Source organism: Paraburkholderia sprentiae WSM5005, from assembly GCF_001865575.2.
GTDB classification, from domain to species: Bacteria; Pseudomonadota; Gammaproteobacteria; order Burkholderiales; family Burkholderiaceae; genus Paraburkholderia; species Paraburkholderia sprentiae.
In genome coordinates, this window is sequence record NZ_CP017562.2 from 280292 (window position 1) to 301388 (window position 21097).

At 61.8% G+C, this 21097-nt stretch carries 21 protein-coding genes and 1 pseudogene; 9 read left to right on the top strand and 13 right to left on the bottom strand.

Annotated elements, in window-relative coordinates:
- Window positions 1-620: 620 nt before the first annotated feature.
- Window positions 621-2837 carry a beta-glucosidase family protein gene (locus BJG93_RS18010; protein ID WP_027195668.1) on the top strand — a complete coding sequence of 739 codons (2217 nt, stop codon included), beginning with the start codon at window positions 621-623 and terminating at the stop codon, window positions 2835-2837.
- 61 nt (window positions 2838-2898) lie between these two features.
- Here BJG93_RS18010 and BJG93_RS18015 read toward each other — a convergent pair whose 3' ends face one another.
- Complete coding sequence (locus BJG93_RS18015; RefSeq protein WP_027195669.1) at window positions 2899-4221, bottom strand: metal-dependent hydrolase family protein; 1323 nt, start codon at window positions 4219-4221, stop codon at window positions 2899-2901.
- A gap of 363 nt (window positions 4222-4584) precedes the next feature.
- On the opposite strand from BJG93_RS18015, the gene BJG93_RS36085 reads away from it, so the two are divergent.
- Complete coding sequence (locus BJG93_RS36085; RefSeq protein ID WP_162162777.1) at window positions 4585-5454, top strand: MipA/OmpV family protein; 870 nt, start codon at window positions 4585-4587, stop codon at window positions 5452-5454.
- Window positions 5451-5741, top strand: a complete 291-nt coding sequence (locus tag BJG93_RS36090; RefSeq protein WP_027195671.1) for a MipA/OmpV family protein — start codon at window positions 5451-5453, stop codon at window positions 5739-5741. The genes BJG93_RS36085 and BJG93_RS36090 overlap by 4 nt, the downstream gene beginning before the upstream one ends.
- Before the next feature lie 83 nt (window positions 5742-5824).
- Here the strand turns inward: BJG93_RS36090 and BJG93_RS18030 are convergent, their stop codons facing one another.
- From BJG93_RS18030 to BJG93_RS18040, 3 genes are all read right to left on the bottom strand, one after another.
- The gene (locus tag BJG93_RS18030; RefSeq protein ID WP_027195672.1) at window positions 5825-6364 is read right to left on the bottom strand and encodes a thioredoxin family protein; all 540 of its coding nucleotides are present in this window, start codon (window positions 6362-6364) and stop codon (window positions 5825-5827) included.
- Window position 6365: 1 nt separating this feature from the next.
- On the bottom strand, window positions 6366-7082 hold the full coding sequence (locus BJG93_RS18035) for a cytochrome c biogenesis CcdA family protein (RefSeq protein WP_027195673.1): 717 nt from the start codon (window positions 7080-7082) through the stop codon (window positions 6366-6368).
- A 168-nt stretch (window positions 7083-7250) separates the two neighbouring features.
- A complete protein-coding gene (locus BJG93_RS18040) occupies window positions 7251-8222 on the bottom strand; it encodes a LysR family transcriptional regulator (protein WP_027195674.1) in 972 nt (323 codons plus the stop codon).
- 309 nt (window positions 8223-8531) lie between these two features.
- On the opposite strand from BJG93_RS18040, the gene BJG93_RS18045 reads away from it, so the two are divergent.
- The 3 genes from BJG93_RS18045 to BJG93_RS18055 all read left to right on the top strand — a co-directional run bounded on the left by BJG93_RS18045 (window position 8532) and on the right by BJG93_RS18055 (window position 11067).
- Window positions 8532-9575, top strand: coding sequence for an alpha/beta fold hydrolase (locus BJG93_RS18045; protein WP_027195675.1), 1044 nt, complete (start codon window positions 8532-8534; stop codon window positions 9573-9575).
- A gap of 277 nt (window positions 9576-9852) precedes the next feature.
- Window positions 9853-10200 carry a DUF4148 domain-containing protein gene (locus BJG93_RS18050; protein ID WP_027195676.1) on the top strand — a complete coding sequence of 116 codons (348 nt, stop codon included), beginning with the start codon at window positions 9853-9855 and terminating at the stop codon, window positions 10198-10200.
- A gap of 78 nt (window positions 10201-10278) precedes the next feature.
- Window positions 10279-11067, top strand: a complete 789-nt coding sequence (locus BJG93_RS18055; protein WP_027195677.1) for an alpha/beta fold hydrolase — start codon at window positions 10279-10281, stop codon at window positions 11065-11067.
- Between the two features lie 21 nt (window positions 11068-11088).
- Here BJG93_RS18055 and BJG93_RS18060 read toward each other — a convergent pair whose 3' ends face one another.
- The 7 genes from BJG93_RS18060 to BJG93_RS18090 all read right to left on the bottom strand — a co-directional run bounded on the left by BJG93_RS18060 (window position 11089) and on the right by BJG93_RS18090 (window position 15180).
- Window positions 11089-11562, bottom strand: coding sequence for an Lrp/AsnC family transcriptional regulator (locus BJG93_RS18060; RefSeq protein ID WP_027195678.1), 474 nt, complete (start codon window positions 11560-11562; stop codon window positions 11089-11091).
- Between the two features lie 754 nt (window positions 11563-12316).
- The gene (locus BJG93_RS18065) at window positions 12317-13117 is read right to left on the bottom strand and encodes an SDR family oxidoreductase (RefSeq protein ID WP_027195679.1); all 801 of its coding nucleotides are present in this window, start codon (window positions 13115-13117) and stop codon (window positions 12317-12319) included.
- A 100-nt stretch (window positions 13118-13217) separates the two neighbouring features.
- Window positions 13218-13373 carry a DUF3309 family protein gene (locus BJG93_RS18070; protein ID WP_018423731.1) on the bottom strand — a complete coding sequence of 52 codons (156 nt, stop codon included), beginning with the start codon at window positions 13371-13373 and terminating at the stop codon, window positions 13218-13220.
- Window positions 13374-13561: 188 nt separating this feature from the next.
- Window positions 13562-13768 (bottom strand): hypothetical protein, encoded by a 207-nt coding sequence (locus tag BJG93_RS18075; RefSeq protein WP_027195680.1) that lies wholly within the window; start codon window positions 13766-13768, stop codon window positions 13562-13564.
- A gap of 346 nt (window positions 13769-14114) precedes the next feature.
- Window positions 14115-14333 (bottom strand): hypothetical protein, encoded by a 219-nt coding sequence (locus BJG93_RS18080; protein WP_027195681.1) that lies wholly within the window; start codon window positions 14331-14333, stop codon window positions 14115-14117.
- A gap of 195 nt (window positions 14334-14528) precedes the next feature.
- On the bottom strand, window positions 14529-14825 hold the full coding sequence (locus BJG93_RS18085) for a hypothetical protein (RefSeq protein WP_027195682.1): 297 nt from the start codon (window positions 14823-14825) through the stop codon (window positions 14529-14531).
- A gap of 88 nt (window positions 14826-14913) precedes the next feature.
- Window positions 14914-15180, bottom strand: coding sequence for a hypothetical protein (locus BJG93_RS18090; RefSeq protein ID WP_027195683.1), 267 nt, complete (start codon window positions 15178-15180; stop codon window positions 14914-14916).
- Window positions 15181-15613: 433 nt separating this feature from the next.
- On the opposite strand from BJG93_RS18090, the gene BJG93_RS18095 reads away from it, so the two are divergent.
- Window positions 15614-17677, top strand: coding sequence for a serine/threonine-protein kinase (locus BJG93_RS18095; protein WP_027195684.1), 2064 nt, complete (start codon window positions 15614-15616; stop codon window positions 17675-17677).
- 27 nt (window positions 17678-17704) lie between these two features.
- Here BJG93_RS18095 and BJG93_RS36430 read toward each other — a convergent pair whose 3' ends face one another.
- Window positions 17705-18718 carry a formylglycine-generating enzyme family protein gene (locus tag BJG93_RS36430; protein WP_407675326.1) on the bottom strand — a complete coding sequence of 338 codons (1014 nt, stop codon included), beginning with the start codon at window positions 18716-18718 and terminating at the stop codon, window positions 17705-17707.
- Between the two features lie 153 nt (window positions 18719-18871).
- Window positions 18872-19726: pseudogene (locus BJG93_RS36435) on the bottom strand (caspase family protein); the annotation flags it as partial.
- Window positions 19727-19997: 271 nt separating this feature from the next.
- Here BJG93_RS36435 and BJG93_RS18105 point away from each other — a divergent pair.
- Window positions 19998-20468: a DUF4399 domain-containing protein gene (locus tag BJG93_RS18105; RefSeq protein WP_407675327.1), complete on the top strand. Its 471-nt coding sequence runs from the start codon at window positions 19998-20000 to the stop codon at window positions 20466-20468.
- 46 nt (window positions 20469-20514) lie between these two features.
- On the top strand, window positions 20515-20952 hold the full coding sequence (locus BJG93_RS18110) for a DUF4399 domain-containing protein (protein ID WP_027195687.1): 438 nt from the start codon (window positions 20515-20517) through the stop codon (window positions 20950-20952).
- Window positions 20953-21097: the final 145 nt, after the last annotated feature.

The following is a 21097-nucleotide window of genomic DNA, read 5'->3' on the forward strand; positions in this document are numbered from 1 at the left end:
AGGGCTGCAGGCATGAATGACATTGCTGGAACAGCAGAAACCCGATAGAGGGCTACTCGTTCGCGCTACACAACCCGATAAGAGGAGCCTTTAGTCTATGGACCGCGGCTAGCAACGAGTATCGGGAGAATCCGATTATTGAGATGGACTCGGCATGAAGCAAAGGCGACCACGCTCAGTACGCCAGCCACGCGGTCCCGCGCACGCTAAGCCCGTACGAAATGCGCTGCCCGACAACCCCCGTACCTGCCCAGTGAACGAAGAGTTCTCATTGCACGTACATTCTTCCGCATTTACGAATGTGAATAAAAATTCGGAAACAAATTGCCGATCAACGATGCGAATTGATTGCCAAACTTTCGATTGCCTTATACAAGAAAAGCTTTACGCCCTATTGCGCATAAAATTACTCGCATTAGTAGAAATACCGATGCTGTAGTCAGACTACATTCTTACATTAATCACCACGGAGACTCGCTACAGCCCATCCAGTTGCGCCGGTTCTCCTTCCCAGCAGGCAAACGTTTGCAGTCATCGCTGCACGCCTGCTTTCGCGTCCGCTTTCCACCCACCCGACGCGCTCCGTTGGCCCCAGAAAAGCACAATTTCGGAGAGACACTATGCAGAAGAAACTATGGCCGGCCGTCGCGATAGCGGCGGTCGTGAGCGCCGTTGCGCACGCGGAAATTCCCAATCCTGGTCTCGACTTCGCGCCCATGTCGACGGTGCTGAACCCATTCGCGTCCGCGGCGGCGCATCGGCGCGCGCAAACCCTCGTCAACAAGATGACGATCGACGAAAAGCTGCAGTTCATTCATTCGGAGTACGCGATGTCGGCCGTGCCGGGCGGCGGCGCGGGCTACATTCAGGGCGTGCCGCGTCTCGGCATTCCCGACCTGAACATGGTCGACTCCGCCACGGGTTCGGGCAGCACCACACAAGCGTCGACGACTTTCCCGGCAACGCTCGCGGTGGCGGCTAGCTGGGACCGGGCACTGTCGTGGAACTTCGGCAAGCAGATCGCGATCCAGTTGCGTCAGCAAGGCTTCGGTATGGGGCTCGGCGGCGGCACGAACCTCGCGCGTGAGCCGCGCGGTGGCCGGCTCTTCGAGTATCTCGGCGAAGATCCGGTGCTGGCCGGCGAAATGCTCGCCGAGCGCACCGACGGCACACAAAGCCAGAAGGTCATCGCGACGATCAAGCACTACATGGGCAACGAGCAGGAACATAACCGCGGCGGCGGCAACAGCCAGATCGACGAGCGCACGATGCGCGAGCTCTATCTGCTGCCGTTCGAAATCGCCGCGCGTCGCGCGCAGCCAGGCAGCGTGATGTGCAGCTACAACCAGGTCAACGGCACGTATGCCTGCGAGAACTCGCATATTCTCAACGACGTGCTGAAGAACGACTGGCACTTCGAAGGTCAGGTGCAGTCGGACTGGGGCGCGACGCATAGCACCGTACCGGCTATCAACGCCGGTCTCGATGAGGAAGAAGACGTCGGTTCGACCGTCTACCTGACGCCCACGCTGGTCAAGCAGGCCATCGCGAACGGCTCGGTGTCGACCGCGCGCCTCGACGACATGGTCGAGCGCAAGCTGTACGTGATGATCCGCACCGGCGTGATGGACGATCCGCCAAAGGGTGGCGCGACCATCGACTTCTCCGCAGCGAGGGCGTTCGCGCAGTCAGTGGAAGAGCAATCGATGGTACTGCTGAAGAACGCCAGCAATCAGTTGCCGCTCGCCGCCGGTTCGCTGTCGCGCATCGCGGTGATCGGCGCTCACGCCGACGCGGCGGTGCTGACGGGCGGCGGTTCGGGAAATACGCGCGATCCGGTGACGGGCGCGTTCGCCGGTTGCGGAGGTTTGACGTTCGGCACGTCGACGGGCTGCAGCTGGTGGACCAACCCGTGGCTGAAACTGAAGACGCCGATCGTGTCGGCGATTCAGGCGCTCGCGCCGCAGGCCACGGTGACCTTCGCCGGCAACAGCGATCAGCAGTCGCCGTTTGCCGCCTACACGCAACCGCAGATCACCCAGGCGGCGACGCTGGCGGCCAACTCCGACGTCGCGATCGTGGTGGTCGCGCAACCGGCCGGTGAGGACATCGGCGATCTGCCGAGCCTCGGCCTCGCGAATCCGACCAACCAGGACGCGCTCGTCGAAGCGGTTGCGGCTGCGAATCCGCACACGATCGTCGTCGTCGAAAGCGGCAATCCTGTGCTGATGCCGTGGAAGGATAGTGTGTCGGCGATCGTCGAAGCATGGTATCCGGGCGAAGGCGGCGGCAACGCGATCGCGAACGTGCTGTTCGGCAAGGTCAATCCTTCCGGCAAGCTGCCCGTCACGTTCCCGATGCGCGACCAGGATACGCCGACGTGGGGCACCAATGGCGCGTTTGCGGCGAACCCGGTGTACGCCGAGAAGCTCGATATGGGCTATCGCTGGTACGACTCGCAGAACATCACGCCGATGTTCGAGTTCGGCTACGGCCTGTCGTACACGCACTTCGCGTACTCGGGTCTGTCGGTCCAGCATTTGCCCGGCGGCCTGCTCGACGTGTCGTTCAACGTGCGTAACGATGGGCGCGTCGCGGGAGCGGAAGTGCCGCAGGTGTATCTCGGGGTGCCGTATCAGGGTGAACCGCCGCGGCGTCTCGTCGGTTGGGACAAGGTCGGTCTGAATCCCCACGAATCGCGCCGCGTGCACATGGTCGTAACGCAGCGCATGCAGAGTGTGTGGGATACGACGAATAACCGTTGGCTCTACGTGCCGGGCAGCTCGGTGTACGTCGGCGCATCGTCGCGCGACATCCGTCTGCAGGGCCACAGCTAAATAGTGCTGACGATGTAGCGAATGCGGGCGCGCGAAGTTGCGCGCCCGCACGCATTGCTCATCACGCTTTCAGCGTGTTCTTGTAGAACTTCCCGTCCTTCATCACGATGCGCAGGTTCTGCTCCGGGTTCGCCATCAGGTCGAGATTGTCGAGCGGATCGCCGTCGACGAGCAGCAAGTCGGCGTAGGCACCTTCCTCCAGTACGCCGAGCTTGCGCGGATACGGATTGCGGTGGCCTGACAACGTGAGCAGTTGGCCATTGGTGCCCGTTGCCATACGCAACGCTTCGCCTGCGCTGTACCAGCGCCGCATATGCGTGAGCATCGTTCCCTGCCGCGCTGCGACGGCTTGCGAAAAGATCAGGTCCGTGCCAAACGCGACCTTGATGCCATGCTTGTGCGCAAGCTTGAAAGTGTTGTCGGTGCCCGCAGTCACTGCAAGAAACTTTTCGCGGCTCTGTGGGGCGAGCGGGCCCACGTCGTCTTCACTGACGAACGGCTGCGTACTCAGCCACGTGCCGTTCTTCGCCATCAACGCGGCAGTCCTGTCATCCATCAGATGACCGTGCTCGACACACTGCACCCCGGCCGCAACGGAGCGTTGAATCGCTTCGGGCGTGTACGCATGCGACAGGACATAGGTGCCCCAGTCGGCCGCTGTTTCGACCGCCGCGCGTAGCTGCCTTTCGGTGAACGTGAGCATGTCGAGCGGACTGCGCGGCGTCGATACGCCACCGGATCCGACCAGCTTGATCTGCGTCGCGCCCTGAATGAACTGCTCGCGCACGCGCAAACGAACTTCGTCTTCGGTGTCGGCGATCGCGGCGCCGCCATCCCGTTCGATTTGACTGACCTGACTGCCGGTGCGTGGCAGCTCCCATAGCGAACGAAAATCGCCGTGGCCGCCGGTCGTGGTGATCATCGCGCCCGACGGATAGATGCGTGGCCCGGAAATCATGCCGCTATCGATCGCCTGCTTCAACGCGAACGAAGGGCCGCCCGCGTCGCGTATCGTCGTGAAGCCGCGCAATAGTGTGCGTTCTGCTTCAGCGCTCGCCGCAAGATGGACGAAAGCAATGTCGGATTGAAGGAGGACTTGAATCGGTACCGCCGCGAGCAGCGCATGCCAGTGCATGTCGATCATGCCTGGCATGATCACCTTGCCACCGCAATCGACGAGTGTGTTGCCGTCGCTCGAAGCGGGCTGCCCCTGACGCAACTGGCTGATGCTATCGCCTTCGACAATCATATGGAGGCCATCGCGCAACGTCGACGATTTGCCGTCGAATAAGCGGAAGTTCGTGAACAGCACCGGCTTGGCGGGCGGTGCTGGCGGTTGCATGCTTTGCGCCTGGCTGAGTCCGGGGAGAACCAGACTCAGCATCGAAGCCGCGAGACCGGTGACAAAGCCGCGGCGCGACAGGTCGGCACTGATGCGGCGGTTTGCATACTGCGCTCGAGTCTTGTCGCAAAGACATGAAAACGATGGACTGACCGTCTTGTTGCCGATGTACTTTCCTGAAGACATAGCTCACCCATAACGTAGATCACCGTGCATCGAAGGCCGCCGTCTGACTACACTTCACAATGGCGACGGGAAAGTCAAGCCAGCACAGAGTATCGCCTGCGACCGAGGATGGCAAATCGGTGCCGATTGATACAAGCATTAAAGTTGCATCTATTAACTGATCATGCAGTTGCAGCATGCAATAAAAAATCTGCTTGCGATGGGCGAAAAGAACGGGCTATGCTCACGTCACTCATTCTGTCAGTGAATCTCCCGGATAAGGCGCAATACTCAACCCTGTTGGGGAATCGAGATCGGCCAAACAAACGTCCACGTAAAGCGGATGCATCAGGTAATACAAGCGCATCTCTTTGTCATCGCGGTCGTCGCTCACGGCGACAGGCTTTTCATTTTGCGCGCACCGCGGAAACCGATATTCAACTATTTCACAATTTCGCCACTACACGAGGAATATCCGGACCCGCAAAGCCGTGTTTAGACTTTTCACTTTTTCACGGAGAAATAGAAATGATCGACATATCAAAGCCGCGCATGATCAGGGTATTGGCTGGTTCCGCCTTGTCGCTGTTTGCCATCGCCGCGGTGGCGGACGATACGCTCGGTTTGTCGGAGAGCCTGTTCTCGATCGGCGCGCCGGAAATCACGCAGACGCCCGCCGCGAACGCGAGCCCGTGGCGCTTTGCGGTTGGCGCGGGGATCGTGAACATGCCGAAATTTCCCGGTGCGAGTGGCACGAAATGGGAAGTGGTGCCGTCGGTGAGCGCGAATTACGACCGCTTCTTTATTGGCGCAAATCCGGATGCGGGCTCCCTGCTGTCGCTCGGCGCGTATTTGTACCGCGACAATAACTGGCGTGTCGGCGCGGCAGTGACTTACGATTTCATCGAACCACGCAGCGAGTCCGACGATGCGCGGCTGCGCGGACTCGGCGACGTCAAACGCACCGCGCATGCGGAGCTGTTCGGTGTCTATAGCTGGGAGTTCATCACCGCGCGTGCGAGCGTGTTGACCGATATTGCCGGCAACGACCGCGGCACTGTCGCGACTTTCGACCTGCTTGGTCGCTATCAACCGGCACTGCGCAATTGACGCTAAGCGCGGGGCCCGGCCTGACGTGGGCAAGCGACAAATACAACCAAACGTATTTCGGCGTGACGTCCGAGCAGAGCGCGCGCTCGGGATTGCCGGCTTACTCGGCCGGTTCCGGTCTGAACCAGTTGCGCTTCTCGATCAATGGGGTGTACCGGATCGCGACGCGCTGGAACGTCGGCGCGAGCATGTCGTTCGCGTGGCTGCGCGGCGATGCAACCGACAGCCCGATCACCGAGAAGACGAGTCAGGTCACGTACGGCCTTTTCGCGAATTACCTCTTTTAGTGGTCGGCCAGAAGCGCAGATCCCTGCGCCTGATCGCTCAGGCGCAGGATGACTTTTCGTTCTATGGGTGAGCAAACGCGTCATCAGTTGTTCTGCGCGAGCAGAGCCTGAATCTTCGCCTCGGTCTTTGCATAGTCGCCTTCTCCGAAATGCGTGTAGACGATACGACCTTGCTTGTCGATCAGATAGAACGCGGGCCAGTACTGATTGTTGTACGCATTCCAGGTCGCATACTGGTTGTCCTGCGCGACCGGATAGCTGATGCCGAGCCGCTTGAGCGCTGTCTTCACGTTGCCGGTGTCGCGTTCGAACGGATATTCGGGCGTATGCACACCGATCACCGTCAGCCCCTGATCCTTGTACTTCTGGTTCCAGCTTTTCACGTAGGGCAGCGTGTTGGCGCAATTGATGCAGCTATAGGTCCAGAAGTCGACGAGTACCACCTTGCCGCGCAACTGCTGCAATTTGAGCGGTTCGCTATTGAGCCATTGCGAAATGCCGCTGAACTCGGGCGCCGGCGGCCCACTTTCCTGCGGCGCGGCGAAGGCGGCCGTACTCGTCGCGATCAACGCGCAGGCGGCAAACGCGGTGGACAGTGCGAAGGCTTTCAATCGGGTAGTCATGTCAAAGTCCTTTGAGTGAGGGGAAAAGGGCGGCGAGCCGCGCATAGAGCAGCACGTCGTATTGCAGGTAGATGGCGAGTGCGGTCAGCATCACCAGTACGCCGAACACCTGTTGCAGGCGTTCGGCGTGACGTGCGACGACGCGTACGTGACGCGTCACGTAATGCCCGCCGTAGATGATCGCGAGCATCGGAATCGCCGCGCCGATCGCATACAGCGTGAGCAGCAGTGCCGACCAGCCGAGATCCTGAGCCTTGACGACGAGCACGAGAATCGATGCGAGCACGGGGCCGGCGCAGGGCGTCCATACCGCGCCGAGCGACATGCCGAGCACGAAGCCGCCCGCGTTGCCGCTGCCGGGATGTGTGCCCGGCGCAATGACCGCGCCGATGCGGTCGAGCGGCCCCTGCAGTTGCGCGACGAGCCAGTCGTAAGGCCGCGGCCAGATGCGCAGCAGTCCGGACAGTGCGAGCAACGCAATGCCGGTATTGCGCAGTACCTGTTGCGCAACATGCACGGTGCTCGACACCGCGCCCAATAGCAGCGCGAAAGACGCGAAAGTCAGAATGAAGCCGGCGACGATGAACAGTGGCCGCGTGCGACTCGGTTGTTCGACGGAAGTGCCGAGCAGGATCGGCATCACCGGCAGCACGCAGGGAGAGGCAATCGTCAGCAGCCCGGCAAGCAGGGCGAGCGGGGTTTCGAGCGTACTGTGCATGATGGGCGTTCCGTTGGCTGGGATGGCCCTATTGGAACGCCCGCACGTATCTGGTTTATGTCTGCGATCCGGCGTGCTTGCAATGTTGAGTGTCTGCGTACCGCGCAGACACATTGCGACACAAATCGGCTGACGAGCCGATGCGCGCGAGACTAGAGGCAGCGAGGATCAGCGCGTCTTGCGTTTGCGTACCGCGGTTCCCGTTGCCCGTGCGGCTCGGTTGACGTTCGAGCTGGAGAACATCGCCATGCGCTCCTCGATCCAGCGCAGCAATTCGAGCGGTCCCGGCGCGAGCGGGCGGCCGGTCTTGACGAGCACACGCGCCTGCGCACCGGAAAACAGCGGATGCGCGATCGGTACCGTGGTCAATTCGCCGCTCGCGATTTCGCGGTAGGCGGCGAATTCACCGATCAGCGTCATGAAGTTGTCGACGGTGACGAAGCGCTTCAAGGCACTCAGTGAGTTGGTAGTCAGCGTCGCGGGAATCGACACGTTTTCCGCGAGCTCCGTCATCTTGACGACATGACCGATGCCAAAGCTTGGCGGCATCAGTGCAAGGGGCCATGCGCGCAGGTCCTCGAGCGTCGCGGGTCTTTTGCGCTTCGCGAGCGGATGGTCGCTTCTCAACAACAACACGACCGGTTGCGACGAACTCGCGCGGTACTCGAGACGCGTGTGAGGCGGCGGATTGTACGCAAGCCCGATATGCGCACGGCTTTCGGCGACTTCTTGCTGGATTGCGTCGACCGCGAGCATATCCAGGCCGATTTCAAGTTCCGGGTATTGCACACAGAATGGCGCGAGCACATCGTCGACCAGCATGTCGACGAAGCCTTCGCTGACCGCGAGCCTGATCTGCCCTCGCTGCAGGCCTTTCAACGCATGCAACTGATCTTCGAGCTTCTCCTGCTGCGAACGGTAGCCGCGCCAGAATTCGAGCAGGTGCGTGGCCGCTTCGGTTGGCTTGACTCCGCGCGCCTGCCGCTCGAACAGCACGGTGCCGAGTTCGTCCTCGAGCAACTTGATCTGCCGCGTGATCACGGAAGGCGACGTATTGATGCTTTCGGCGGCGCCGCGTATGGTGCCGTGCGTGAGCACCTCGTTGAAATAGCGAAGGCGTTGCTGATTGATCTCGCGCATGTTATTAGTCGACCGCGGTTAATGCGTTGCCCAGAAGGCAACGACGTGTGGACTTAGTTGCTCTTGCTGATAACGGCTTGCGCTGACATTATTCATCTCATGCGGTGCCGCAGCGGTAAGCCGGAGGTTCAGTCGTCAAGGCATCCTCGTTTTCAGATTCGCTCTGCCCGTCTCGTTCACTTCGTTTCATCCGATTCCATTGAAGTCCGGTCTGCTTGCACGTTGCTCGCATGCGGCTGTGCGATATCGCGCGCTAGCGGACGGACTCGATCAATTCCGTATCAACGCCCTGATAAAAGGAGAATAACCATGTCGGATCAGATCAACAGCCGTCGCCGCCGCTTTCTCGGTACAACAGTTGCGGGTCTCAGCCTGCTCGAATTGGGGCTGAGCAGCCTCGCGCATGCGCAATCGGCCGACACGGCCGGTAATGCGAAGGCGGGCGCGGGGGTCGCGTCGTTCGAGAACATTCGCTCGATCAATGCGGGCACGTTGAATGTCAGTTACGCGGAAGCGGGCCCGCGGAACGGACCGGTGGTGATTTTGCTGCATGGCTGGCCTTATGACATCTACAGCTTCGCCGAAGTGACGCCGTTGCTGACGGCGGCCGGTTATCGCGTGATCGTGCCATATCTGCGCGGCTACGGCGGCACCCGTTTTGTGTCGGCGGATACGCCACGCAACGGTCAACAGGCGGTGGTCGCGGTCGACATCATCAACCTGATGGACGCACTGAAGATCGACAAGGCCGTGCTCGGCGGCTTCGACTGGGGCGCGCGCACGGTGAACATCGTCGCCGCGCTGTGGCCTCAACGCGTGAAGGCGATGGTGTTGGTGAGCGGCTATCTGATCGGCAGCCAGCAAGCGAACCATGCGCCGTTGCCGCCGAAGGCCGAGCTCGCGTGGTGGTATCAGTTCTATTTCGCCACCGAGCGCGGCCGCGCGGGTTATGAAGCCAACCGTCATGACTTCAACAAGCTGATCTGGCATACGGCCTCGCCGAAATGGAATTTCGACGACGCCACGTTCGAGCGTTCCGCCGAATCGTTCAATAACCCGGACCATGTTGCCGTGGTGATTCACAACTACCGCTGGCGTCTGGGGCTCGCGCAGGGCGAGCCGCAATACGACGAACTCGAAAGTCGCCTCGCCACCGGGCCGACGATCGCGGTGCCGACCATTACGCTCGAAGGCGATGCGAACGGCGCCGCGCATCCCGAGCCCGCAGCATACGCGAAGAAGTTTACCGGCAAGTATCAGCATCGCAACGTCAGCGGCGGCATCGGCCACAACTTGCCGCAGGAAGCGCCGAAAGCCTTTGCGGATGCAATTCTCGACGTCACGCGGCTTTGATCGAGCCGGCGCCCACCGGCTTCTTAACGGAACCCCAGCAGTCCAAAGCACGTTTTGTATCGCAATGTATCGACACCGTATGCAGACAAACACGCTTGCATAAATGGGGGGTGACGAAAACATGGCAGATACGTTGAGGCGTTCTAATGTCTTCACGCAAGGTTGATTCACAACGTTGCGTGTGAATCAGGCGGGACATGACGGTGCATCGGCGTTGATGGCTTCGCGTTCCGCGCAATTCTTTTACCCCTGATGGTTTGACTACCGGAGAAGACTCATGAAACTCGTTCAATCGCTGATCGTCGCCGCACTCGTTGCTGCCCCCGTCGTTTCGTTCGCGCAATCCCAACCGCATCAGGCGCTCACGCATGCTGAAGTCCGCGCTGAACTGGTGCAGTTGGAAAAGGCCGGTTACAGCCCAGCCGGCGACAACACGCAATACCCGCAGAACATCCAGGCGGCAGAGGCGCGCATCAGCGCGGGCCATGACGCGGCCGCATACGGTGGCGTCGCGAACGGCAGTTCGGTGTCCGGCTCCCACGTGCCCATGAAGCATGCGGCGGCGGATCGGGCGAACGACGGCTCGAATCTCGTCGGCCTTGGTTCGATCTACGCGCATTCGTGATCGATGCAAGCAAACAGGCGGTCCGCGCGCATCGACGCGCGGACGCCGTGTTCAACTCCACCTGTCGAGACAACAACGATGACCACACAGCTGAAGAAATTCCTCGGTTCCGTCCTGTTGCTGGGCGGACTGTTTGCGGTGCAGTCCGCGGCGTTCGCGCAGGCCGCCCCGTCCGACGACCTGACGGGCAAGAACGTCGTGCTCATACACGGCGCTTTCGCCGACGGGTCCAGCTGGGACAAGGTGATCCCGCTGCTCGAAGCGCGCGGCCTGCACGTGGTGGCTGTACAGAACCCGCTGAGTTCGCTCGCCGACGATGTGGCGGCTACGCGGCGCGTGATCGCGCAGCAGAACGGTCCCGTGATTCTGGTCGGCCATTCGTGGGGCGGCGTGGTGCTCACCGAGGCCGGCAACGACGACAAGGTGGGTAGCCTCGTGTACGTCGCGGCATTTGCGCCGGACAACGGCGAGTCCATTGCCGACATCACGAAAAACAAACCCGCGCCGGTATGGGCGGGCGAGTTGCGCAAGGACTCGGCCGGTTATCTGACGCTGTCGACCCAGGCGGTGCTCGACGATTTTGCGCAGGACCTGCCGTTGCCGCAGAAACGCCTGATCGCGGCGACCCAGCAGCCTTGGGCCGCCGGCTGTATCGACGACCAAGTGACGAACGCCGCGTGGCATCACAAGCCGGCGTACTTCGTGGTGTCGGGCCGCGACCGCATGATTGATCCGGCTTTGCAATCGGAGATGGCGAAGCACATCAACGCTAAGATCACGCGCGTCGACACCAGCCACGTCGCGATGCTGAGCCAGCCGCAGGCCGTGGCCGACACGATCATCGCCGCAGCGCGGGTCGCGCAATAAAGCGCGCGATCTGATTGCCAATCAGATCGCGATCGACGGAATGCTCTTCATGCAGCGCAGCGCGAACATCGAGCGGCTATGGCGAATGCCTGCGATCTTGTAGAGCTTTTCGCGCAGGAAGCGCTCGTAGCCCGCGGTGCCGTCCACCGCGACCTTGACCAGGTAGTCGTAGTCGCCGGACACCAGATACGCTTCGAGCACTTCGCTGAGCGCGGCGAGCTCGGCGCCAAAGCGCGCGAGCGCGTTTTCGTCGTGCCGGTCCAGCGTGACTTCGAGCAACACCACGTCCGCGAAGCCGAGCTTCTGCTGATCGAGCAAGGCGACGTAGCCGCGGATATACCCTTCGTTTTCAAGCTGCCGCGTGCGGTTCCAACACGCGGTGGTGGACATGCCGACCAGGTCGGCGAGTTCGGCGTTGCTGAGGCGGGCGTTCTTCTGCAGCTCGCGCATGATCTTGCGATCGAGCGTGTCGGGCGGGCGGTTTCGGGTAGTCATGGGCGGGGCCGGAAGAATCTTCTGTGTGGAGGAATTGTACGCGAAGATCGTTCCGACACAGCGGCATAAGTTGATGCGTTTGAGAAGCCTATCCAGCGGGCCTGCGGGTATATTTTCAGCGTGCATTCGTGCCCGGGACGACCGCCCGGACCGCAGGCCTCGCGCCAGCGATCCTCCGTGGCCACAAGCCGCTTGTCGGCGTCTCGCCGCCTTTCGCGGTAAGGCGGCACGCGGGCGAATTCCGGCGCTACCCGCGCCGGAATTCGCGCTCGCCGGGCATGGACGCATGTCACCGCATGTGTCTATTGCCATCCGTCGCGAAGCCGCGCAAACACCAATCGCGTTGAATCCGAAAACGCTCTGTTCTTTCCGTCCTTCTTTCAACAGATCATCAGTACTTTTTCTGGCCAGTACTTTTGCTCTGATATTAATGCGGCGGTACGCTAACTACGGCTACGCGCATACCGCCGCCACGGCAACAACGTCACCCTTATTGTCTGCACCGTGCGATGTCAATGGAAAATGAGGTAGAGGATAACCAGTACGATCAGCGGAACGCCAAGCAGCCAGCCAAGTAGGTAGGGCATGATGTCATCTCCTTTCGGATTGAAGTTCGAATACGCAAGAGCTTCAGCAGGCTGCGTGCCTGCGTCGAAAACGCTCCAACCGACTCGGCATCATCGGAGGCGAGGCGGCGCATTCCCGTCCATCAAGGCCTGATCCACCGCAACGCCGATGGACCACGTGTCAGGCTCTAGCCGTTATTGGTAAAGCCCGGATACAACGTCATTCCACCATCAACGAACAGCGTCGTGCCCACGACATAATCGCTTTCATCGGAAGCAAGCCATACCGCCGCCTTGCCGATATCTTCCACGGCGCCGACGCGTCCGTAGGGGATCAACTGCAGGAGCTTATCGAGCGCTGCTTGTGAATCCCACGCGTCTTTATTGATCGACGTACGGATTGCGCCCGGGGCAATCGAATTGACGCGAATGCGCTCGGGCGCGACTTCCTGCGCCAGCGATTTCATGAACATCTGAATGCCGCCTTTCGACGCGGCGTAATTGACGCGACCCGCCCACGGAATCACTTCGTGAACCGAACTCATGCAAATGATCTTGCCGAGCGCTTTCGATACGGTCGACGGGCCGCGCCGGCGGAACTCCTTGACCGCGGCCTGGCACGTCAGAAACTGGCCGGTCAGATTCGTCGACAGCACCAGTTGCCAATCGTCGAGCGTCATATCGGCGAACGGACTGTCCTTCTGCAGTCCGGCATTCGCGACCACGATATCGATGCCGCCAAAGCGAGCGCGACTCACATCGAAGAGCTTTGCGACCTGAGCCGGATCCGACACGTCCGCACGAATTGCGATTGCCGATCCGCCGGCCTTTTCGATTTCGTCGGCGAGCTTTTCACCGGGTTCCGCGTGCGAATGATAGTTGAGCACGACCGCCGCGCCAGCATCCGCGAGTGCTATGGCGACGCCATAGCCGATTCCCGAACTCGCGCCGGTAATCAGCGCGACCTGATTGGCCAAGGACTTTTCCATGGAGTGCTCCGGCAACGAAATAGCGAAGCCGCCGCCAACCCAGCGCACGACATCGCACGGGAAGACGGCGGCTCGCCGGTGTTTCAGTCCTGCGCGTGGTTTATATCACCCCCGCAACGAGCAGAACGATCACCACAATCAGTACGATGCCGAGTCCACCGGTCGGACCATAGCCCCACGATCGGCTATGTGGCCATGCCGGAAAAGCGCCGATCAGCAGCAGAATCAGCACGATGAGAAGAATGGTTCCTAGCATGTTATGACCTCCGTCTGATTGAGAGAGACCTGCGTTGCCTGCATTGGCCACAAGGCCGCAGGGGTGATCTCTGACGAGCAAGCGGTGTGCCCGCGATCGATCCTTGAGTGGGCTCATGGAAACGGCACCCGTCGCATGCAAAACATGGGCAGGCTGCCGTTTTTCCAATTGCGGACACGTCGCGCGTCCTATAGATAAGTTCCGCCGATGCGGCCTTCGAAGATCGCGGTGTTGATCTCCCAATCGTCGACGGTACCCGTGCCGCCACCGTCCACCTTGACGACTACCGAGCGGCCGCCGTGCAGCGCCTTCATCTGTTCGACGGTCAGCGTTTTTTGCCCGGATGGATCGCCCGCGCGAGGCGGCAGGTCCTTGATGATCACATTGGCTTTCATGGCATTTCTCCTTGACGTGGAAAGGCGAGCACAGTGCGGCGCCCGCTTCGAGTTCTGCAAGGCGCATGCCAATCTGAGGGGAACGTGATCCGGAAATCGAGCGGGAGCCGCAATGCGAAGCCTGGCAACGATCCACGCTTTAGGGGCGTTGAAGCGTAGTGGACACGATCGCGATGGCGAATCGAAGTGTTCGCGCGCGTCCCACGAGTCGCGTGCGAATCGTTGGGGCTCAGCGCAGTGTTGCGCATCGCGAGGTTGTGCGTGCAACACTCAGCCGGAAGCGCAAACAGAAACGGCACGCGCCCTATGCGCGTGCCGCAATGGTGATACGACCCAGCGAGCGATGCTAGCGGCGCGGGCGCTTGCGCGGCGACGCTGCCTCGGCGATACGCAGATGCGCGGTCGCAAAGCCCGGCGGGTACTCGACAACGCGCGGCGCGGCCGGCACCAGCGGCGCGGCGAGACTCGAACGCGCACCGACACGGGCGCCGCCGACGATCGCGGCCATCGCCTCGCGGTCCAGTTCGACGCTTTCGGTCAGATCCTTGATGGTCAGCTTGGCCATGACGGCTCCGGAAAAACGCTCCGGCGGCCGGACCCGTTCGGGTTCCGGCCGCCGTGCTCGGTATGTGTTCGGCGCGTTGTTCGTTGTACTCAGATCTCGACGCGCTTTCAGTATAGGAAATCCGTTCGCGGCGCGCATGGACGCGGTGTTGCCGCGGCAGTGAAGGAAACCCCGTTCCCCCGCTGCTGCGTCGGCTTACACGGCAGAGAAATTGCCGCCCCACAGCGTAGGGTCGACGTTCAGCTTCAGCGGCACGAATCCTGCGCCGATCACGCCGACGTTGTTGAGCGCTGCGACGTCGACATTTTGCTGCTGAACCAGGTTCTGATTGATTGTGACGTTGACGTTGGCGATGCCGGCAAGGCTGCCGAGACCGCCATAGCCGCCCGAGGGCATGGGCACGTTGCTGCCGGTGCCGCCGGCAATCCCGGACATGGCCCGGCGGTCGAGTTCGCGCGTGCCGGACAGATCGCGAATCATGAGGGATGACATGGCGTTTCTCCAAAGACATACGGAAAGCGGACAAGCATGGCACGCGGCGAAGCGGCCCGCGTCAGCGGGCAGCTCGCCGCGCCACGCATTACGAGTGGCTGTTGTTGTTCGACGTCACATACGGCATGAACGTCGAATCGATGCCTTCGGAGAACGCAACGTTGTTGCCGTTGGCGTTCTGGAAGTTCAGTTCGTTGGTGATCAGTTGCGTGGTCTCGGCGTTCTTGACTTTGGTCGGCGCATAGACAGGGCTGAAGTTATAGTAGCTCGACCCAAAGCCGCCGCGTACGGCGCGCATGGCCTTGCTGTCGAGTTGCTCGGTGACGGACAGGTCTTTGATCATCAGCGTTTTCATGGTGAGTCTCCTGAAAGAAGTGTTCGCAGTGTTGCGAGTGGTGTCGAGCAATCCGTTTGCTCGGACATCACTAACGCACAGGTTGTGCCAGTTTTATTCAAGTATCCTGACAAAGTTGCCGAATCCCTGTCGCATAAGGGTTTGGCAGATGTGCCGGCCACCGCGCCGGTGAGCTCGGAGCACGTTGACGCGCTCCGGGCGGTGGCTGCCGCCCGACATCGCAGCGCGCCCTGTCGGCTGGCGTACGACATTGCGCGAACGACGACTCGGCGCGGTGCGCGGCCGATGCCTGGTTTGCCTGGTTTGCGAAAGCGCGGACCGGGAGCTAGTATCGAAACGGCACATGTAACCGGTTACGACAGGTTTTCTATCAACCCGCGTGGCTTCGGTCGCACGCGACACGGTCCAGCGGCAACGGCGGTGCTTCGCACAAATGGCTAGCCTTGCGCGTGTGATTCTCGACTTCCAGAGCGGCGAGCTGTCGCGGGACGAGTTCGTCGCGCGGCTCGACAGCGCGTTGGCGACCGAGCAGCTCGGCCCGACGCGGCTGCTGGAGACGTTGTACGCCGCGCATCATCGGACGCCGTTGCCCGAAGATCTCTATCTCGAAGTGCGGCGGCGCATCGAGCAGCTGCGCGTGTCGAACGTCGCGGCGGGCGGCGAGGAAACCGGCATACAGACCGCGATCGACGTGCCGTCGCCGGGTTCGTCGAGCGCCGGCAAGGCGGGCAGCGCGAACACTGCGGGAAGCGCCGCGCAAGAGACCGTCAAAGGCATCGGCGATACGCTCAACAATCGCTTCGTGCTCGAAGAGTGCCTCGGCGTGGGCGGCATGGGCACGGTGTACAAGGCGCTCGACCTGCGCAAGCTCGAAGCGTCGGATCGCAAGCCCTATCTCGCGATCAAGGTGCTGAACGTCCAGTTCCGCGGCAATCCGAATTCGCTGGTGGCGTTGCAACGCGAGGCGCGCAAGGCCCAGGTACTCGCGCATCGCAACATCATCACCGTGTACGACTTCGACCGCGACGGGCCGATCGTCTATCTGACGATGGAGTACCTGAGCGGCAAACCATTGAGCCAGCTGCTGCGCACGCCCGGCTATCAAGGCATGCCGGTCCGCTCCGCGTTGCCGATCGTGCGCGGCATGTGCGCGGCGCTCGCGTACGCGCACGAGCGCGGCTTCGTCCATTGCGATTTCAAACCCGCGAACGTGTTTCTGACCACGCATGCCGAAGTCAAAGTGATCGACTTCGGCATCGCGCGCGTATTCCAGCGGCCGGAAGAGGAGAGCGACGCGACGGTGTTCGATCCCGGCAGTCTCGGCGCGTTGACGCCGGCCTATGCGAGCCCGGAGATGATCGAGCATCGCGAGCCGGACCCGCGCGACGATATCTACGCGCTTGGCTGCATCACCTATGAACTGCTGACGGGACATCATCCGTTCGACCGCCTGTCGGCCACCCAGGCGCGCAATGCCGACTTCAAACCGCAGCGTCCGCCGAATCTCGACGCCCGACAGTGGCGCGCGTTGCGTGCCGCGTTGTCGTTCGAGCGCGATACGCGGATGCCGAGCGTCGTGCGCTTTATCGCCGAGTTCGACAACGAAGCGCGCGCGGAGAAATCCGGAACGCTCGCGTGGGCGGGGCTTGCTACCCTGGCCGTCGTGTGCGCGGTCACGGTGGGCGTGTTCGCTTTTCGCTCCGGACCCAGCCGGCAGCAAGCCGCGCGAGCCGAGGCGGCGGGACCGCGTGGCGATCAGGTCGATCGGGCGGCTGCGGCGTCCGCGGCCGCGCCCGCGCCCGCGCCGAAGCCGGCGCTGACGCTCGCCGCGATCATGCCCACGCTCGCCCAGGTACCGTGTTCGGCTTTATCGGGTGCGGTGCACGACCACGCATTGACGGTGCGCGGTTTCCTGTCGCAGCGGTATGGGGCCGCCCATCTGAAGGAGACGCTGGCGGCACTGCCGGGCGTCGATACGGTTTCGCTCGACGTGCGGCCGCTCGCCGACGACAAATGCGACTTCGTCAAAACGCTCGCGCCGTTGGTGGTGCGCAACTGGCAGGCGGGGCGCGCAGCGTCGATGCAAATGCGTCCGCCAAGCGGTTTGCTGACCGAGAACGACTCGCTGGTAGTCGACCTGAAAGCGCCCCCGTTCGAGTCTTTTGCGACCGTCGACTACTACCAGCTCGACGGCCACGTCGTGCACATGGTGCCCAGTCATCTCTGGCCGGACAACCAGATGCAGCCCAACGGCGGTCCGTACACGATCGGCAGCAATGCTGGCGACTGGACCGTCGCGAAGCCGTTCGGCTCGGAGATGGTGGTGCTGGTGGTGACACCGGTGCCGCTGTTCGACAAGCTGCGCCCGCAAAGCGAAGCGCGCGCCGATTACCTGCGCGCGCTCGAGACGCGGCTGCGGCAAATCGGCGGTCGATATGGGCCGGATCGTCTGTTGGCGGACTTCGCGCCGATTACGACGAAACCCGCCACGCGATGATCGGTGATAGAGCTCATCGAACCCGTCTCAGTGCAGATCCTTGACGACGCGAAAGCCGTCCTGCGATTGACGCACGCCCGCGCTGTATTTGAAGCGCGTCGCGCTGAGCATGTAGTCGCCACCTTCGCGCCATGAGCCGCCGCGAATCACCCGCATCTCGCAGCCGGGCGAGTCCCACACATGGCCATCGACGGGCGCGCCCTGATAGGAGTTGTGCCAGCAGTCGGCGGTCCATTCCCAGACGCCGCCGTTCATGTCGTACAAGCCGAGCGGGTTGGCGGCGAACGTGCCGACGTTTTCCGGCCCTTCCTTGTGCCACGGGTCGCCGCAGTCCTTGCAGTTGGCGTTGCCCTTGCGCATCTGCTCACCCCACCAGTACGCGGTCGTGGTGCCGGCGCGGTCCGCGTATTCCCATTCGGCTTCGGTCGGCAGACGGTACGGTTTGCCGGTCGATTTGGCGAGCCATTTGACGTACTGCTGCGCGTCGTCCCAACTGAGATCGCGCGCGGGTGCCGCCTTGTTGCTATTGCTTTGTGGCGTCAGCTTCTGGCATGCGTTGGCGGCGACGCACGCATTCCATTGCTCGACCGTCACCGGGAATTTGCCGATCGCGAATGGCGCGCCAATGCTGACGCGATGCACCGGCTTTTCCGACGGGTCGTCGGTATTGCTGCCCATCGCGAACGAGCCGGCGGGTACCACGACCATGATTGGACAGCTCGCGCAGTCGCGGAGCTCTCCGGCAGTCGGCGGATGGGCGACGGTCTTTTGCGCGAGTGGCGCCGCGGCGGCCGAGGCGGGTGGCGTTGGCGATGGCGATGGCGCGGCAGCGGGGTGAGGTGGTGGCGCAGCGGCTGGCGTGGAACTCACCGCGGGAGTCGATGCCGCCGCGCGCAACCGATCGATACGCGCATGCGCAAGCGTAGCGAAGCGGCCATTCGGGTAGGCCTTCAGATAAGCCTCGTAATCGGCCGGGTAGTTGCTGTCCTTGATCGACTCCCAGAACGTGATTTCGTATTGTTCGCCGCTTTCTTTGGGCATGATGCCGCGACTGCGCGGCGTGATGGCCCGATCGTCGGACGTATTCGACGACTCTCTGGCGGCTTCGCCACTGGTGGGAATGGAAGAACCCGCAACAGAGAGCCACGGTTGCTGGATGCCGCGTGTGACGGTGCGTACTTCGGCGGCGACGTGCCGGAACAACGCGATGAGCGATTCGGACGATGCGTCGCCATCATTCAGTGCCTGCAACAAGGCACGGGTATAGACGCCATGCCGCGGGCCGTCCGCCGCGAAGCCGCCCGGTGCGGTCGCATAGGCAATCATGGTGTTGGCAGAGATCACCGGCTTTTCTATCGCAACTGCGGCGGGCGTAAAGGGATTGTCGAGACACGTATCGAGAATCACGAGATTGAGCCGGCCCGCGCGCGTGGATTGCATCGCATCCAAAACGGTATTCAGATCGATGCCGTTATTGAGTAGCGACGCCGGTGCGCGGGTATCGGCTCGCGCATCCAGTCTCGCCGGCAAAAGCAGCGTTTGCGGGCCTATCTGCATGCCGTGTCCGGCGAAATAGAACAATCCGATATCACCTGTTCGCAAGCGTCGTTGAAATGCGTCGATGGCCGCGCGCATTTGCGGCGGCGTCGCATTCGTTCGGGTGATGACGTCGAAACCACGCGCGCGAAGTGCATCGCTGATCGATTCGGCGTCGCGCGGCGCATTGGCGCGGATCGGGTTGATGGCGTCGCCGTACTCGCCATTTCCGATCACGAGCGCGACGCGTCGCGAATGCGTCGCGCCGTGCGATAAAGCAAGTGGTGAAAGGAGCCAAGCGGTATCCGCCGGCCACCCCGCACTACGCGTCGCCCAAGCCGCGCTCGGCTCGATGCGTTCACGTTGCGTTGCGGCACCAGCACTGTCCCACTGCGCCTGGATTGCCCCAACCACGCATACCAGCAGGAATCGTCTCCACATCTTCATATCCTGTTTGTACCGGACAGAATTGAGGCCTTCGTGCCCCGCGCTCGCGCTGTCCGCACTGTTCATTAACGATAGCACGCGCTTCGCGTCACAACTGTCCGGGAGTCCTTAACGCGTCATACGGTTAACGAGCATTGCGTATCTTTTTGGCAAGTTACGTCCTAAGCTCATTCACAAAGTCACGTCACACGGTCGTTTTAACTAGGTGGTCGTGCGCGAATTCAACTTGCGACATGCCGCTCAAACACCCGGAAGATCATCACTAGCCGGGCCCAGCCATGACTCCTGTTCAGGAGAGTGCGCTATGCGAAGAACCCGTGTTCCCTCTCTTTTCGGCATGCGTCATCCGGCGCAAGCGCATTGCGGCGGATTACACGCGGCAGTATGTGCGACGTTCGTCGCGGTCTGCCTCGGTATCGGAACTGGCGGCGTCGCGCGCGCCGAGCAGACGCAGTCGCCGCCGGGCGCCGAGGAGTACATCATCTGGCCGTCCGATGGCGCGGTGATACACGGCGGCAAGCTGTGGGTGCGCATGGGGCTGCGCAATATGGGCGTGTGTCCGAAGGGCGTCGCATTTCCCAATTCCGGCCACCATCATCTACTGATCGACACGGATCTGCCCGCCCTCGACCAGGAGATTCCGTCGGATCGCCAGCACCTGCATTTCGGTGCGGGCGAAACCGACGCACGCATCGAGTTGCCGCCCGGCAAGCACACGCTGCAGCTGATTCTCGGCGACCATAATCACGTGCCGCACATACCGCCCGTGTACTCGAGGAAGATCACCATCACCGTGCTAAAAAACTAACGCGATCCGTTCGTTCGAACTGGTCAAGCCGGAACGGAGAGTCCTGATGAAGAAGATCCTTGCGGCCGCCGCGTTTGTCGCAGCGGCACTGGCGCCATCGACCGCGCCGCAACGCGCGTGGGCAGCAGAGCCGTCGCCCGCTGGCGCATACGCATACATCGGCTATCCGAACGATGGCCAGGTGGTGCCCGCCAATAAGCCCTTCCGGGTATGGTTCGGCCTGCGTTTCATGGGCGTCGCGCCAAAAGGCGTCAAGTACCCGAACACGGGCCACCATCATCTTCTGATCGATACCGATCTGCCGCCGATGGATCAGGAGATACCCTCGGACCGCCATCATTTGCATTTCGGCGCGGGCGAAACGGAAACGATGATTCAATTGCCGCCGGGCAAGCATACGTTGCAGCTGTTGATGGGCGACGACATGCATATGCCGCACAACCCGCCGGTGTATTCGAAGAAGATCACGGTGATCGCGCGCTGACTGTCGTCATGCGGCCAACCATGTCGCGCACGCTGTTGGCTGCCATCCACCATTCACGAGTCTTGCCTTGCCGGTTGGTCGCGTTCGAAGAACGGCTGCGATGTTCGAGACCTTTGCCAGCAAGCGTTCAGGACGTGAATGAGGC

What these genes read in the sequence shown, in the direction of transcription:
- BJG93_RS18070 (WP_018423731.1), bottom strand. Translation starts at nt 13,373, where the DNA reads ATGCTAGGAACCATTCTTCTCATCGTGCTGATTCTGCTGCTGATCGGC.
- BJG93_RS18045 (WP_027195675.1), top strand. Translation starts at nt 8,532, where the DNA reads ATGTCGGATCAGATCAACAGCCGTCGCCGCCGCTTTCTCGGTACAACA.
- BJG93_RS18060 (WP_027195678.1), bottom strand. Translation starts at nt 11,562, where the DNA reads ATGACTACCCGAAACCGCCCGCCCGACACGCTCGATCGCAAGATCATG.
- BJG93_RS18035 (WP_027195673.1), bottom strand. Translation starts at nt 7,082, where the DNA reads ATGCACAGTACGCTCGAAACCCCGCTCGCCCTGCTTGCCGGGCTGCTG.
- BJG93_RS18010 (WP_027195668.1), top strand. Translation starts at nt 621, where the DNA reads ATGCAGAAGAAACTATGGCCGGCCGTCGCGATAGCGGCGGTCGTGAGC.
- BJG93_RS18110 (WP_027195687.1), top strand. Translation starts at nt 20,515, where the DNA reads ATGAAGAAGATCCTTGCGGCCGCCGCGTTTGTCGCAGCGGCACTGGCG.
- BJG93_RS18090 (WP_027195683.1), bottom strand. Translation starts at nt 15,180, where the DNA reads ATGAAAACGCTGATGATCAAAGACCTGTCCGTCACCGAGCAACTCGAC.
- BJG93_RS36085 (WP_162162777.1), top strand. Translation starts at nt 4,585, where the DNA reads ATGCTCACGTCACTCATTCTGTCAGTGAATCTCCCGGATAAGGCGCAA.
- BJG93_RS18040 (WP_027195674.1), bottom strand. Translation starts at nt 8,222, where the DNA reads ATGCGCGAGATCAATCAGCAACGCCTTCGCTATTTCAACGAGGTGCTC.
- BJG93_RS18050 (WP_027195676.1), top strand. Translation starts at nt 9,853, where the DNA reads ATGAAACTCGTTCAATCGCTGATCGTCGCCGCACTCGTTGCTGCCCCC.
- BJG93_RS18075 (WP_027195680.1), bottom strand. Translation starts at nt 13,768, where the DNA reads ATGAAAGCCAATGTGATCATCAAGGACCTGCCGCCTCGCGCGGGCGAT.
- BJG93_RS18085 (WP_027195682.1), bottom strand. Translation starts at nt 14,825, where the DNA reads ATGTCATCCCTCATGATTCGCGATCTGTCCGGCACGCGCGAACTCGAC.
- BJG93_RS18030 (WP_027195672.1), bottom strand. Translation starts at nt 6,364, where the DNA reads ATGACTACCCGATTGAAAGCCTTCGCACTGTCCACCGCGTTTGCCGCC.
- BJG93_RS36430 (WP_407675326.1), bottom strand. Translation starts at nt 18,718, where the DNA reads ATGCCCAAAGAAAGCGGCGAACAATACGAAATCACGTTCTGGGAGTCG.
- BJG93_RS18105 (WP_407675327.1), top strand. Translation starts at nt 19,998, where the DNA reads ATGCGTCATCCGGCGCAAGCGCATTGCGGCGGATTACACGCGGCAGTA.
- BJG93_RS18065 (WP_027195679.1), bottom strand. Translation starts at nt 13,117, where the DNA reads ATGGAAAAGTCCTTGGCCAATCAGGTCGCGCTGATTACCGGCGCGAGT.
- BJG93_RS18055 (WP_027195677.1), top strand. Translation starts at nt 10,279, where the DNA reads ATGACCACACAGCTGAAGAAATTCCTCGGTTCCGTCCTGTTGCTGGGC.
- BJG93_RS18080 (WP_027195681.1), bottom strand. Translation starts at nt 14,333, where the DNA reads ATGGCCAAGCTGACCATCAAGGATCTGACCGAAAGCGTCGAACTGGAC.
- BJG93_RS18095 (WP_027195684.1), top strand. Translation starts at nt 15,614, where the DNA reads ATGGCTAGCCTTGCGCGTGTGATTCTCGACTTCCAGAGCGGCGAGCTG.
- BJG93_RS18015 (WP_027195669.1), bottom strand. Translation starts at nt 4,221, where the DNA reads ATGCTGAGTCTGGTTCTCCCCGGACTCAGCCAGGCGCAAAGCATGCAA.